Raw genomic sequence first — 14,276 nt, forward strand, 5'->3', positions numbered from 1 at the left:
CCCTAAGAAACCCCTATTGAGCCAACGGTAAGGCGATCATATCCACCGTTTCTCGAAGAGCATGCGGGCCTTCCACTCTGCGTACGGGATCAACTCGCCGGACAGGATCGGGTGCAGCCACCAGAAGTTGATCAGCGCGAGCAGGGCGAACGCGCCGACCACGGCGGCCCCGAGGGTACGCCGCAGCGGCATCGCGCCCGTGGCCGTCGGGGTGGACGGCCCGATCAGCAGCCCCGCGCACAACGTGATGGCCAGCACCATGAACGGCACCATCGGAATGGCGTAGAACAGGAACATCGTACGGTTGTCGGCGATGGCGAAGTAGAACCACGGCAGCCAGCCCATGGCGTAGCTCAGCAGCACGGCCCCGGCCCGCCAGTCGCGCGAGGAGAAGTACCAGGCGATCAGGGCCACCAGCGCGGCCACCGCGCCGAACCAGATCACCGGCGTGCCCACGCCGAGCACGGCCTCCGAGCAGTCCTTGGCGCCGCACACGTTCTGCTTGCCCTCGTAGTAGAAGGCGACCGGGCGCAGCAGCAGCGGCCACGACCAGGGCTCCGACATGTAGGAGTGCGTGGTGTCCAGCCCGCTGTGGAAGGTGAAGACCTGCCACTGGTAGTGCACCCACGACCGCATCGAGTCGAAGAGGAAGAAGAGCGGGTTGCTGGAGGAGGTGGCCTGGTCCCAGTTGCGCCCGTAGCCGCCGGCGGTGGCGAACCAGCCCGCCCAGGTCGCCATGTACGCCACGAACGGCACCGCGCCGAACGCCACGAGCCCCTGCGGCACGTCCTTGCCGAACGCCCCCCGGTAAGGCTGGCGCAGCCCCACGGCGCGGCGGGCGCCGAAGTCCCACAACAGCGACATGGCGGCGAACGCGACCAGGAACGCCAGCCCCGACCACTTGACCGACATCGCGAAGGCCAGGCACACCCCGGCCCCGATCCGCCACCACCTGATGCCCAGCGACGGGCCCTGCGGCGAGATCGGTGAGTCCTCGTACCAGGCGACCAGCTTCGCCCTGGCCTGATCGCGGTCGACCACCAGGCACGCGAACGCGGCCAGCACCCAGAACATCAGGAAGATGTCCAGCAGCGCCGTGCGCGAGAGCACGAAGTGCAGGCCGTCGAGCGCCAGCAGCAGGCCCGCGAAGCAGCCGAGCAGCGTCGAGCGGGTCATCCTGCGCGCCACCCTGGCCAGGATGAGGATCGACAGCGTGCCGACCACGGCCGCCGCGAAGCGCCAGCCGAACGGGTTGAGCCCGAACAGCCACTCGCCCACGCCGATCATCCACTTGCCCAGCGGCGGGTGCACCACGTAGGAGGCGCACTTCTCCAGCTCCGCGGGCGAGCACGCCTGCCAGATGTCGGTGTTGCCGGCCATGATCGCCTTGTCGGCGTCTTTGATCGTGACGCGTTCGACACCGTGGGTGACGAGCGAGAAGCCGTCCTTCATGTAGTACGTCTCGTCGAACACCACGGAGTTGGGATGGCCGAGCTGGATGAACCGCAGCACGCCGCCGAACAACGTCACCAGCAGCGGTCCGATCCACCCCCACAGCACGCTTCCGCGCAGGGGAGGGACCACCCGATCGCGTACGGACTGCGCCCGGGGCCGGCTCATGCCGACCTCCGGGCTCTCGTAGGTCTGGTACGGGGAATCGGTCACCGCCATTCGGACATCGTACGGGCCCCAGAGCGGTGGTTACCCAAGAAACACGGTCCAATTGGGATGCCCTGCCACAATGGTCGGGTGACAGGGAACGGCAGGTTGGTGCTGGCAGGGGCCCCCATAGGCCAGGTCGGAGACGTCTCGCCCCGGCTGCGCGAGGTGCTGGCGAGCGCCGACGTCGTGGCCGCCGAGGACACCAGGCGGCTGCGCAGGCTCGCGGCCGACCTCGGCGTCGAGCTGACCGGCCGGGTGGTGTCCTACTACGACCAGAACGAGGTGGGCCGGGCCCAGGAGCTCGTCGAGACGCTCAAGCAGGGCCGCACGGTCGTGGTCATCACCGACGCGGGCATGCCGGGCGTCTCCGACCCCGGCTACCGCCTGACCCGCCTGGCCGTCGAGGCGGGCGTCACCGTCACCGCGCTGCCGGGGCCGAGCGCGGTCACCACCGCGCTGGCCGTGTCCGGGCTGGCCAGCGACCGGTTCTGCTTCGAGGGTTTCCCGCCGCGCAAGCCGGGCGAGCGGGCCCGCCGCCTGGCCGAGCTGGCGACCGAGCAGCGCACGATGGTCTTCTTCGAGTCGCCGCACCGGCTGGCCGGCTCCCTGGAGGCGATGGCGCAGGCGTTCGGTCACGACCGGCAGGCCGCGGTGTGCAGGGAGCTGACCAAGACCTACGAGGAGGTGCGCAGGGGCGGCCTCGGCGAGCTGGCCGAGTGGGCGGCCCCCGGCGTCAAGGGCGAGATCACGGTGGTCGTCGCCGGGCACGTGCCGGGCGAGACCGAGCACGACCTCGACGCGCTGGTCGCGGAGGTCGAGCGCAGGGTCGCCGAGGGAGAGCGGCGCAACACGGCGGTCACCGGCGTGGCCAAGGGCGCGGGCATCCCCAAACGGGAGCTGTACGACCTGGTTCACAGGAGATCCGCCACGCCATAGGGTGCGCATCGTGAACAATTGGGGGCCTTCGGCGCAGCGGCTGGTCCCGCCGATCCAGGGCACGGCCCTCCTGGGCTGGGCCGGGCCGCTCGCCGTGGCGATCTTCGGCGGCCTGCTCCGGTTTCTCCGGCTCGGCGAGCCCAAGGCCCTGGTCTTCGACGAGACGTACTACGCCAAGGACGCCTACTCCCTGATCGTCCACGGCGTCGAGCGCACCATGCTGGGCGACGCCAAGAACCCCATCGCCGACCGGCGCCTGCTCGCCGGGAACCTCGACGTCTTCAAGCAGTGCGCGCAGCCCGCCGACTGCGCCTCCTTCGTGGCCCATCCGCCGCTGGGCAAGTGGATGATCGCGGCGGGCGAGTGGCTGTTCGGCATGACCCCGTTCGGCTGGCGCTTCGCGGCGGCACTCGTCGGCACGCTGTCGATCCTGGTCATGGCCAGGGTGGCGCGCAGGATGACCCGTTCGACGCTGCTCGGCTGCCTGGCCGGTCTGCTGCTGGCGCTCGACGGCCTGCACCTGGTGCTGTCGCGGACGGCGCTGCTCGACGGCTTCCTGATGTTCTGGGTGCTGGCCGGGTTCGCCTGCCTGGTGGCCGACCGCGACTGGGCGCGGCGGCGGCTGGCCGACCGGCACGACACCTCGCCGGTGAGCACACTGGGCCCGCGGCTCGGGTTACGGCCGTGGCGGCTGGCGGCCGGGTTCTGCCTGGGGGCCGCGTGCGCGGTCAAATGGTCGGGGATCTTCTTCCTGCTGGCCTTCGCGGTCCTGTCGCTCATGTGGGACGCGGGGGCACGGCGGGCGCTGGGGCTGCGGGAGCCGTACCGGGGGGCGCTGGCCCACGACGGGCCCGGCGCGCTGGGTGCCATGACGCTCGTGCCCGCCGCGGCCTTCGTCGCGTCGTGGACCGGCTGGTTCGCCACCGCCGGCGGCTGGGGCCGCAACTGGGACCAGGCCACCTCCCAGGGGCCCTTCTTCTTCGTGTTCGACTCGGTTCGGTCGTGGCTGCAGTACCAGATCCAGGTGCTCGGCTTCCACAGCAACCTGCAGGACTACCACGAGTACATGTCGGAGCCCTGGCAGTGGCCGCTGCTGGTGCGCCCCGTCCCCTTCTACTACCAGGGCACCAAGAACGCCTGCGGCGGCCAGGACTGCACACAGGCCGTGTACGGCGTCGGCACCCCCGCCCTCTGGTACGCCGCCGCGCTCGCGCTGATCGCGCTCATCGTGTGGTACGTCTCCTCCCGCGACTGGCGGGCGGGCGCGACCCTGCTGGCCTTCGCCGTCGGCTGGCTGCCGTGGTTCTACTACGCCATCGCCGACAACCGCACGATGTACCTGTTCTACATGATCCCCGTCGTGCCGTTCATGGTGCTGGCACTCACGCTGTGCGCCGGGCTGGTGCTGGGCAGGCGGGACGCCGGCCCCACCAGGCGGGCCGTCGGCGCGGCGGGCGCGGGCGCGCTCGCGCTCGTCGTGCTGGTCAACTTCTGGTGGCTGTCACCGGTGCTCACCGGCGAGACCGTCACCCACGCGCAGTGGTGGGCCCGGATGTTGCTGAACTCCTGGGTCGGCGTCGCCCCCAAGTGACCCCGTGGCGCAGCGTGATCGCCGCAGCCACGCAGGCCAGCGGCACCGCGGGGAGCACGTAGCGGTAGTCGAACTCCGCCGACGCCGCCGGGGCGAGCAGCAGCCCCATCGCGCCCAGCCACGGCAGCACCACCGGCCCGCCGAACTTGCGCCAGCGCACCGCGACGCCGTACAGGCCGATCAGCAGGACGCCGCCGAGCGCGATGCCGGGCAGGTAGAACACCTTCTGGTAGGCGCTCATGATGTCGGCCCACGGGTGCACGACCCGCGTCTCGGGCGGGCCCTGCTCGTAGCTGAACGCGTCGGTGTCGGTGCGGCCCCCCGCGTAGGACGCCCACTTCGGCAGCCGCTTGGGCTGCCCGGTGTCGTCGATCTCGACGTACGGCTTGAACTGGTACATGTTGTACGTCGACTCGTCGGGGAAGCGCGGGCGCGACCAGTGGAACGAGCGGAAGAAGTCGCGCGCGACCACCTTCAGATAGTCGCCCGGCTGCGACAGGATCGCCCGCGTCGCGAACTTGCTGGCGGCGTCGTTGGTGATCTCGCTCCACTTCTTGTTGATGCCCCACCGGTGCAGCACCTCGCCGGTGCCGGTGCCGTCGCCGTTGCCCTGACCCCACAGGTACCACTGCGCGTAGTCTTTGCGCTGGCTCACCGGGTCGTTGATGCACAGCAACAGGAGCTGGACCTCTTTGTACTTGTCGATGTCCATCTTGTTGCAGTCGGCGAAGATGGCCGTGCGCATGTACAGGATGAGCCCGTCGCTGTTGGTCATCGCGAACTTGCCGTACGCGGAGGCGAACCACCCCATGTACGCCATCACGGGGATCGCGCAGGCCGTGACCACCGCCGCGATCGGCCGCCACCCGGTGCGCTTGACCAGCAGATAGAGCACCACGAGCGCCAGGATCGGCAGGCCGATCGAGCGGGTCAGCCAGGTCATCGCGAGCAGCAGGCCGACGACCGCCCCGGCCTTCCAGGTCAGCCGCCGCTTCCACAGCACCATCGTGATCACGCCGACGACGAGCAGCATGAACTGCGTGTCGGACATCACCAACTGCTCGAGCTGGATCTGGTAGGCGTCGAACAGCACGGGCGCCGCCGCCAGCGTGGCCCCCCACTTCGGCAGCCGGAACTTGATCCGCAGCAGCGCGTAGATCAGGCACGCCGTGGCCAGGCCCATCAGATGCTGGGTGAAGGTGAGCAGGGCGAAGCTGTGGAACGGCTTGAGCAGCATCAGCCAGAAGCTGTAGCCGTCGGGCCTGATCGGGTGCGGCCGCGGGTGCAACGCCACCGAGACGTACTCGTAGGAGTCGTTGAACCACATGGCCGGGCCGTAGCCGAGCATGGTGATGAGCCGCAGCACGGCGCCGCCGCCGAAGGCCGCGGCGAACACCCGATGCCTGCGCAACATGGACAGCGCACGAGCTGCCCGGCCTGGAGCGGAGTGGTTCACAGGGGTAATCTCCGCGACGCTCACCATGCTGTAAAGAATGCCAGTCGTTTTCACGTCTGTGCCCGACCACCGTCGCGTTCAGGGCATGATGGTCCACTGAAGAGCTTTAACTGAAGGGTAGACACGTGGAACTGACGGTGGTCATGCCCTGCCTCAATGAGGCGGAGACCGTGGAAGTCTGTGTACGCAAGGCGTTGGCGTGCATGGAGGAGCACGGCATCGAGGGCGAAGTGCTGATCGCCGACAACGGCAGCACGGACGGCTCGCAGCAACTCGCCCGCGACGCCGGCGCCCGCGTGGTCCATGTCGACGAGAAGGGCTACGGAAACGCCCTCATCGGCGGCATCAGGGCGGCGCGCGGCAAGTTCGTGATCATGGGCGACGCCGACGACTCCTACGACTTCACCGCGTTGATGCCGTTCGTCGAGCAGTTGCGCGACGGCGCCGACCTCGTGATGGGCAACCGCTTCAAGGGCGGCATCGCCCCCGGCGCCATGCCGCCGCTCCACCGCTACCTGGGCAACCCGGTGCTGTCGTTCGTCGGGCGGCTGTTCTTCCCGTCGGCGATCGGCGACTTCCACTGCGGGCTGCGCGGGTTCAGGCGCGACTCGATCCTGCGGCTGCAGCTCCAGACCGGTGGCATGGAGTTCGCCTCGGAGATGGTGGTCCGCTCCACGCTGTCCGGGCTCGACGTACGCGAGGTGCCGACCACGCTCTCGCCCGACGGCCGCTCCCGCCCGCCGCACCTGCGCTCCTGGCGCGACGGCTGGCGCCATCTGCGCTTCCTGCTCCTCTACAGCCCGAAGTGGCTGTTCTTCTACCCCGGCGTGCTGATGATGATCATCGGCCTGGTCGCCGGCACGGCGCTGACCTTCGGCCCGGTCGAGATCGGCGAGCTGGCCTTCGACGTCGACACCCTGGTCGGGTCGTCCGCGCTGGTGGTGATCGGCTTCCAGGCGGCCCTGTTCGCCGTGTTCACCAAGGTCTACGCGGCCGAGGAGGGGTTCCTGCCGGAGTCGCCGCGCATCCGCAAGCTGATCGGCATCGTGAGCCTGGAGAAGGGGCTCGTGGTCGGCGGGCTGCTGGCGCTGGCCGGTCTGGTCGGCCTGGTGATGTCGCTGGTGCACTGGCAGATCCGCAGCTTCGGCGAGCTGAACCCGCGCGAGTCGCTGCGTATCGTCGTGCCGTCCGCCACGGCGCTCGTCATGAGCTTCCAGACGATCTTCGCGGCGCTGTTCATCAGCATCCTGGGCATCCGCCGCACCCGCGAGAGCTCGGTCGACGTGGCTGCCAAGGCGGCCGAGGAGGCGGCGGAGGCGGTCTCGCTGGAGAAGTCGAAGCGGTAGAGACAGGGGCTGGGCCCGCGGCGCGCTGAGGGGGCTCGCGGGCAATCGGTTCGAGGCCCGCTCGCGATCCCCGTAGGCTTAGGAACATGTCCCAGCACATCTTGACCGCCGTCGCGTGGCCGTACGCTAACGGCCCTCGCCACATCGGGCACGTCTCAGGGTTCGGCGTGCCGTCCGACGTCTTCAGCCGCTACCAGCGGATGGCGGGCAACAAGGTGCTGATGGTCTCCGGCACCGACGAGCACGGCACGCCCATCCAGGTGCAGGCCGACAAGGAGGGCGTGAGCGCCAGAGAGTTGGCCGACCGCTACAACCGCGTCATCGCCGAAGACCTGACCGGGCTCGGCCTGTCCTACGACCTGTTCACCAGGACGACCACGCGAAACCACTACGCCGTCACGCAAGAGATCTTCAAGGGCCTCCACGCCAACGGCTACATCTTCCCCAAGACCACGATGGGGGCGATCTCCCCCTCCACCGGCCGCACCCTGCCCGACCGCTACATCGAGGGCACCTGCCCCATCTGCGGCTACGACGGGGCGCGCGGCGACCAGTGCGACAACTGCGGCAACCAGCTCGACCCGATCCAGCTCATCAACCCCCGCAGCCGCATCAACGGCGAGAAGCCGACGTTCGTCGAGACCGAGCACTTCATGCTCGACCTGCCCGCCTTCGCCGAGGTGCTCGGCACCTACCTGCGCGCCAAGCAGGGCGAGTGGCGGCCCAACGTGCTCAAGTTCGCCCTCAACCTGCTGGGCGACCTGCAGCCGCGGGCGATCAGCCGCGACCTCGACTGGGGTGTGCCGATCCCGCTCGACGGCTGGCGCGACCAGCCCAACAAGCGCCTCTACGTGTGGTTCGACGCGGTCATCGGCTACCTGTCGGCCTCCATCGAGTGGGCCAGGCGCTCGGGCGACCCCGACGCCTGGCGCCAGTGGTGGCAAAACCCCGACGCCCGGGGCTACTACTTCATGGGCAAGGACAACATCGTCTTCCACGCCGAGATCTGGCCGGCGATGCTGTACGGCTACGGCGGCATCGGCGCGCGCGACGGCTCGCCCGGCTCGCTGGGGGCGCTCGACGTGCCGTCCGAGGTGGTCTCCAGCGAGTTCCTGACGATGGAGGGCAAGAAGTTCTCCTCCTCGCGGCAGGTCGTCATCTACGTGCGCGACTTCCTGGCGCGCTACGACGCCGACGCGCTGCGCTACTACATCGCCGTGGCCGGCCCGGAAAACCAGGACACCGACTTCACCTGGCAGGAGTTCGTCAACCGCAACAACGGCGAGCTGGTCGCGGCCTGGGGAAACCTGGTCAACCGGTCGATCTCGATGGCGGCCAAAAACTTCGGGGCCGTGCCCGAGCCAGGCGACCTCACCGACGCCGACCGGGCGCTGCTGGAACGTTCGCGCAAGGCGTTCGGGCCGGTGGGCGCGGAGCTGGGCCGGTCGCGGTTCAAGAACGCGATCACCGAGGCGTTCGACGTGGTCCGCGAGGCCAACAAATACCTGGCCGAGCAGGAGCCGTGGAAGCTGAAGGACGACCCGGCGCGACAGAGGTCCATCCTGCACGTCGCGCTCCAGGTGGTCGACGACGCCAAGACGATGCTCACGCCGTTCCTGCCCGGCTCGTCCAACAAGGTCTTCGCCATGCTCGGCGGCGAGGGCGTGTGGTCGGGCATGCCGGAGATCCAGGAGGTCGACGAAGACGGCGGCACCCCCTACCCGGTGATCACCGGCGAGTACGACGGGACCGCCCGCTGGGAGCACCGGCCGATCAAGCCGGGCACGCCGCTCGCGCCGCCCGTGCCGCTGTTCAAGAAGCTGGACCCCAAGGTCGTCGACGAGGAGCTGGCCCGGCTGGGCGAGTGACCCGCGGGCGATCGGCCCGGCCACGTTCCCCGCACGGGTGGCGTGGCCGCGGCCGGGCCGCGGGGAGGCTACGTTGGATGCCGTGACCAAGCTTCCCGCCGCGCCCGAGCCGCTCTCCGCCCCCGTGTTCGACAGCCACTGCCACCTCGACATCATGGTGGGCGACCGGCAGGCGTCGTCGGGTGACCCGGTGGCGCTGGCCGCGCAGGCGGCACGGGCGAGCGTACGCGGCATCCTCGACGACGCCCGCGCCGTCGGGGTGACGAGGCTGGTCACGATCGGCTACGACCTGCCCTCCTCGCGCTGGAACGCGCAGGTGGCGGCCGACCAGGAGGGTGTCTACGCCGGAGTCGCCATCCACCCCAACGAGGCCCACGAGGCCACTCCCGAGGTCCTGGCGGAGATCGAGGCCCTGGCCGGGCAGCCCCAGGTGCGCGCGGTCGGCGAGACCGGCCTCGACTACTACCGCGACTGGGCGAGCAAGGCCGACCAGCACGCGAGCTTCCGCGCCCACGTCGAGATCGCCAAGCGCACCGGCAAGGCGCTGGTCATCCACGACCGCGAGGCGCACGACGACGTGCTGAGGGTGCTGGCGGAGGAGGGCGCGCCGGACAAGGTGGTCTTCCACAGCTACTCGGGTGACGCCGAAATGGCGAAAAAGTGCGTCGAAGCCGGATATTTCATGTCGTTTTCCGGGCCTGTGACGTACAAGAACGCCGGCTACCTCCGTGCGGCGGCCGAGGTCGCGCCCGCCGAGCTGCTGCTGGTCGAGACCGACGCCCCCTACCTGCCGCCCGTCCCGCACCGAGGCAAGCCCAACGCCCCCTACCTCATCCCGCTCACCCTGCGCTGCCTGGCCGAGGTCAAAAAGGTCCATCCGGATGAGTTGTGCGAGGCGATCAGCGCCAACGGAGTCACGGTCTTCGGCGAGTGGTGACCATCTTTTGGTGAACCGGTGGAGGCGGGCACGGGCCCGACGCTAACGTTCGGGCGGTCCTACCCCCCTACCGGAGGTGGTTCGTGCGAGGCAAGAGGCGTGCGCCCCGTCCGCCGATCCCGTGGCGTTCGCCGTGGACACCCGTCGTGTGCCTGGCCGGCGCGGTGGCCGTCGGCGTGCTCGTGGCGGTGTCGGTCCTGGTCAAAGAGGTGATCGTGGTCGTCGACGGCGAGCGCAGGCCGGTCCGCGCCTTCGCCGCGACCGTCCACGAACTGCTCGCCGACGCCGGCGTGTCGATGGGGTACGGCGACGTCGTGAACCCCTCCGGCCACGAGGAGGTCGCCGACGGCGCCACCATCGAGGTACGCCGCGCCCGCCCCATCACCCTGACCCTCGACGGCCACACCAGCAGGCACCTCGTCACCGCCACGAACGTCGGCGACGCCCTGGCCGAGCTGGACATCACCCCCGCCGCGAGCAAGCTGTCGGCCCCGCCCGGCGACGCGGTGCCGCTGGAGGGCATGGAGCTGACCGTCTACACCCGGCGCGTGGTCTACGTGGTGGCGGGCACCATGCGGCTGACCTCGCGTACGACCGCCAGGACCGTGCGCGAGGTGCTGAGGCAGAAGCGCATCGAGCTGCGCCGAGGCTACCGGGTGACCCCGCCGCTGGGCAGCTTCCCCAAGGACGGGACGGTCATCACCGTCACCCCCACCCGCACCACGCAGATCGTGCCCGCGACCGCCCGGCTCGACTGGCGGGCCCTGGCCGAGTGCGAGTCGCACGGCGACCCGACGGCGTTCAACCCGGAGGGGCCCTACTACGGCATGTACCAGTTCAGCCTGCCCATGTGGCAGTCCGTGGGCGGGATGGGGCTGCCGAGCGCCTGGCCGGAGGAGGAGCAGACGTACCGGGCGCAGCTCCTGTACCAGCAGGTGGGCGGCAGGTGGCACGGCCAGTGGCCGAGCTGCGGCGCCCACCTCTTCGGCACCGCCTGACACGAAGCCGGCCGAGCGGACGCGGGGACGCGGGGAGGCGGGGAGGCCCAGCCTGACACGGAGCCGGACGAAGGGCCCGGGGCGCCTAGCCTGACACCGACACGCCGAAGTCGGCCCCGTTCTGGGGTTGGACCGGCTCGACCGTGTCGGCGTTGCGCCCGGCCACCGCGACCCTCCCGTGCGGCCCCGCGTCCGGCTGCCCCACGTACACCTTGTTCCCGCTGAAGGCCACCGACCAGCCGAACAGCCCGTCACCGGTAGCCAGCCTGCGCTCCTCCGAGACGTTCAGCCACGAGACCACCCGCACCCCGCCGCCGTAGGGGGCGCCGATCGCCAGCCGCCCGTCCGCCGAGGCGGCCATCGAGAACCCGAACGCCTGCCCGCCCGCCTGCGTCACCGTCCGCGTGGGTTTCCTGGCCGGATCCAGGAGCTGCACGTATCCGGGGCCCGGCGCGCTGACGGCATAGCCGGAGCCCTCGGAGTAGGCGACCGCGTAGCCGTACCGGTCGCCTGAGGCGTCGGTCGGTGAGTCGAGCTTGTCCGAGGTGAGCTTCTGGGCCAGCACGTCGTCGATGAAGACGACCGAACCCGAGTCGATCCGCCCGGCCTCGACCTGGCGGCCCGCGCCGTCGGCGTTCTCGTACGGGACGCCCACGACCAGCCCGTTCCCCGGCCCGAACGCCATCGACCAGCCGAACTGGTCGCCCACCTCGCTGTTGCCCCGCACGTCCACGGTCTCCTGGCCGATCCGGCGCAGCTCGCCCGCGCCCTTGCGCACGTAGACGGTGCCCACGTCGACGAGCTGGGCCTCGTCCTCGTACGGCGCGCCGATCGCGACCAGGTCGCCGCGCGCGGCCAGCGACCAGCCGAAATGCGCGAACCGCTGGGGCTGGGGCGCGACCAGGCGCTGCGGGGGAGCGGCGCCTGCGCCGTAGACCACGTACGCGGCTCCGGCGTCCTCGGCGCCGTCCACGTCCGCGTACGGGGCACCGATCACCAGGTCGGCGCAGGCGTCGCCGTTGACCTGCGCGAGGCGTACGGACCAGCCGAAACCGTCGCCCGCGAGCAGCCCGGGAACGGCGACGGGCACCACCTTGCCCCCGGACAGGACGTGCACCGCCCCCTTCCGATCGTCGCCGAACGGATCGCCCACGGCGACGTCGTCCACGCCGTCACCGTCGAAGTCGGCGGCCCCGGCCCCGGCGCAGGCCACGGCAGGGGTGCCGATGGCCGGAACTCCCGTCGCCGCGAGGACGAGCGCGACGAGCACGGACCAGATCGTCACAGTGCCACCTCGATCTGCCGGCCGTTCTCCAGCATGGTCGCGGTCATCCGTACGGGCCTGCGGTAGGCGGCCAGGTCGAACACGAACGCGCTGTCCACCCTCCCACCGGGCAGGATGGCGGGCGGCAGGGTCACGGGGGCGGCGTCGTGCTCCCCGCCCCGGTCGTCGACCATGGTGACCACGGGCTGGATCAGCACCTGGCGCTCGCCGCCCGGGTTGATCATCGTCCAGCGGACCACGCAGAGCTGGCCTCGGGCGGCGGTCCGGCCCTCGTACTCCTTCAGCCCGCACTCCGGGGCCGCCGCGACGATGGCGACGGGGTCGTCGAAGTCGGCGCCCAGCGCGAACCTGCGGCCCACGTCGTTCGGGCGCGTGCTGCCGGCAGCCTGTGGAGTGCCCTGGGCGGCGGTGGTGGTGGTCGTGTCGCGGGCGGAGGTGGCGATCAGCACGCCCGCCGTCACGACGATGGCCAGCACGGCCGCGGCGGCGGCGATCAGCCACCGCGTCCCGGCCGTACGCGAGCCGCGGGCCCCGTCGTCCTCGCCCGGGTCGGTCGGTACGGCGTCACCGGGCCGGGTCTCAGCGCCTGCTTCGGTCCCCTGCCGCGAAGGGGCCGGTGGTCGCCGGGGTTGCCCGGCCGAGCGTAACAACCCGCGTACCCGCGACGGTCGTCGTTCCTCTTCCCGGCCGGGGACCTGCCAGCGGGCCAGCTCCTCCCTGGCAGCCTGCTCCTCCCGGCGAGCCCGCTCCTCGACGGACACCGGAGCCTGCGGCGAAACGTCGGCCGCGCCCCGGTCGTCACCGCCGGACGTGGCGAGACCCGGCCCGGCCCCGGCCGCGGCACCGAACGCCGACGGCGGCCCGGCCCTACCCGGCCGGGATCCCTGACCCGGCGCGGAACCCACTCCTCGCCCCGAACCTCCACGAGCACCTTCACCAGCACCAGCACCTTCACCAGCACCAGCACCTTCACCAGCACCAGCACCTTCACCAGCACCGGGGCCCGCACCTTCACCAGCACCGGCACCAGCGCCGGGACCTCCACCTTCACCAGCACTTTGCCTCGAACGTTCACCAGCACGGGGAGCCGGCCCCGAACCCGCCCTCAGCCCAGCCCCCGAAGCCGCTGGGCCCGGAACCGCCCTGCCCGTCGCATCGCCGGGCGGCGGTGTCGTGAACGCGGCCGTGATGTCCGGCCCGTCCACCACGTTCCTCGGCGGTTGCCAGCCGCCGAGCAACTCGGTCGCGACGAGCGTCGGCGGATCACCTGCGGGCGTGGCGGCGATGGTGGCGGCCGGTGCCGGGGCGCTGCCTCCCACCAGGGCGATCAGCAGATCCTGCGCGGTCGGGCGCAGGGCGGGGTCCATCGAGGTGGCCCGCCACGCCAACTCGTTCAGCGGCGCCGGGAGCGCACCCAGGTCGGGCGGCGAGTTGAGCACCCGCGTGGCCAGCGTGACGGCGTCGCCCCGCCCGAACGGATGCCGCCCGTTCCCGGCGTAGGACACCAGGCAGCCCCAGGCGAAGATGTCGGCCGCCGGGCTGACGACCTCACCGCGTACCTGCTCGGGCGCCCACCATCCAGGACTCCCCAGCAGCTCACCGGACAGCGTGAACCCCGTGTCCCGGTCGAGCGCCCTGGCGATGCCGAAGTCGATCACACGTGGGCCGGAGAGGGAGAGGATGACGTTCGCCGGCTTCAGGTCCCTGTGCACCAGCCCTGCCACGTGGATGGCCGCGAGCGCCGCCGCGACCCCCAGCGCGACGCCGTGCAACGCCCCCGGGTCCAGAGCCCCGTAGGTCGTGATCTGGTCGGACAGAGGGGTCCCGGCGATGTACTCGGTGACCATGTACGGCCGCCCGTCCCCGGTGTCGCCGTTGTCCAGCACCTGGGCCGTACAGAACGACGCCACCCGCCGGGCGTTCTCGACCTCCGCGTGGAACCTGGCCGCGAAGCCCTGCTGATTGGCGAACTCCGCCTTGACCACCTTGAGCGCGACGAAACGCCCCGTCGGGGCGCGGGCGAGGAACACGGTCCCCATCCCGCCCTCGCCGAGCCGCCCGAGCAGCCGGTAGGGCCCGATCTCCCGCCGGTCGGCAGGCTGGAGCGGCGCGGCGCCCGTTGGCTCCATGAGGGACGTCCCTTCCTGTTCCACGCCATCCTCTCCCTTGGTCTCCCCGTCCGCCATCGCACGTTCTT

Annotated in this window: 10 protein-coding genes; 6 read left to right on the forward strand and 4 right to left on the reverse strand. The window is 70.8% G+C overall.

The window, feature by feature from the left end:
• Positions 1 to 36 precede the first annotated feature (36 nt).
• The gene (locus tag ABD844_RS21405) at positions 37 to 1,671 is read right to left on the reverse strand and encodes a dolichyl-phosphate-mannose--protein mannosyltransferase (protein ID WP_344880482.1); all 1,635 of its coding nucleotides are present in this window, start codon (positions 1,669 to 1,671) and stop codon (positions 37 to 39) included.
• A 78-nt stretch (positions 1,672 to 1,749) separates the two neighbouring features.
• On the opposite strand from ABD844_RS21405, the gene rsmI reads away from it, so the two are divergent.
• Positions 1,750 to 2,598: a 16S rRNA (cytidine(1402)-2'-O)-methyltransferase gene (rsmI, locus tag ABD844_RS21410; protein ID WP_344880485.1), complete on the forward strand. Its 849-nt coding sequence runs from the start codon at positions 1,750 to 1,752 to the stop codon at positions 2,596 to 2,598.
• Positions 2,599 to 2,608: 10 nt separating this feature from the next.
• The gene (locus tag ABD844_RS21415; RefSeq protein WP_344880488.1) at positions 2,609 to 4,189 is read left to right on the forward strand and encodes a dolichyl-phosphate-mannose--protein mannosyltransferase; all 1,581 of its coding nucleotides are present in this window, start codon (positions 2,609 to 2,611) and stop codon (positions 4,187 to 4,189) included.
• On the opposite strand, the gene ABD844_RS21420 is transcribed toward ABD844_RS21415, so the two are convergent.
• Complete coding sequence (locus ABD844_RS21420; protein ID WP_344880491.1) at positions 4,125 to 5,672, reverse strand: hypothetical protein; 1,548 nt, start codon at positions 5,670 to 5,672, stop codon at positions 4,125 to 4,127. The genes ABD844_RS21415 and ABD844_RS21420 overlap by 65 nt on opposite strands.
• Positions 5,673 to 5,770: 98 nt before the next feature.
• Between ABD844_RS21420 and ABD844_RS21425 the strand changes: the two genes are divergently transcribed.
• The 4 genes from ABD844_RS21425 to ABD844_RS21440 all read left to right on the forward strand — a co-directional run bounded on the left by ABD844_RS21425 (position 5,771) and on the right by ABD844_RS21440 (position 10,794).
• Complete coding sequence (locus tag ABD844_RS21425; RefSeq protein ID WP_344880494.1) at positions 5,771 to 6,991, forward strand: glycosyltransferase family 2 protein; 1,221 nt, start codon at positions 5,771 to 5,773, stop codon at positions 6,989 to 6,991.
• Positions 6,992 to 7,077: 86 nt separating this feature from the next.
• Entirely contained in the window at positions 7,078 to 8,859 is a 1,782-nt protein-coding gene (metG, locus tag ABD844_RS21430; RefSeq protein WP_344880497.1) for a methionine--tRNA ligase, read from the forward strand.
• Positions 8,860 to 8,941: 82 nt separating this feature from the next.
• Positions 8,942 to 9,796, forward strand: coding sequence for a TatD family hydrolase (locus ABD844_RS21435; protein ID WP_344880500.1), 855 nt, complete (start codon positions 8,942 to 8,944; stop codon positions 9,794 to 9,796).
• A gap of 83 nt (positions 9,797 to 9,879) precedes the next feature.
• Entirely contained in the window at positions 9,880 to 10,794 is a 915-nt protein-coding gene (locus ABD844_RS21440; RefSeq protein WP_344880503.1) for a resuscitation-promoting factor, read from the forward strand.
• Between the two features lie 85 nt (positions 10,795 to 10,879).
• Here the strand turns inward: ABD844_RS21440 and ABD844_RS21445 are convergent, their stop codons facing one another.
• Together ABD844_RS21445 and ABD844_RS21450 are read right to left on the reverse strand one after the other, a co-directional pair.
• A complete protein-coding gene (locus ABD844_RS21445; protein ID WP_344880506.1) occupies positions 10,880 to 12,079 on the reverse strand; it encodes a hypothetical protein in 1,200 nt (399 codons plus the stop codon).
• Positions 12,076 to 14,232, reverse strand: coding sequence for a serine/threonine-protein kinase (locus ABD844_RS21450; protein ID WP_425568623.1), 2,157 nt, complete (start codon positions 14,230 to 14,232; stop codon positions 12,076 to 12,078). Before ABD844_RS21450 ends, ABD844_RS21445 begins: the two co-directional genes overlap by 4 nt.
• Positions 14,233 to 14,276 lie beyond the last annotated feature (44 nt).

Source organism: Nonomuraea antimicrobica, assembly GCF_039536965.1.
GTDB lineage: Bacteria > Actinomycetota > Actinomycetes > Streptosporangiales > Streptosporangiaceae > Nonomuraea > Nonomuraea antimicrobica.

Bases quoted from the DNA above. Each gene is read 5' to 3' on its own strand.
- metG (WP_344880497.1), top strand. From the start codon at position 7,078: ATGTCCCAGCACATCTTGACCGCCGTCGCGTGGCCGTACGCTAACGGC.
- ABD844_RS21405 (WP_344880482.1), bottom strand. From the start codon at position 1,671: ATGGCGGTGACCGATTCCCCGTACCAGACCTACGAGAGCCCGGAGGTC.
- ABD844_RS21420 (WP_344880491.1), bottom strand. From the start codon at position 5,672: ATGGTGAGCGTCGCGGAGATTACCCCTGTGAACCACTCCGCTCCAGGC.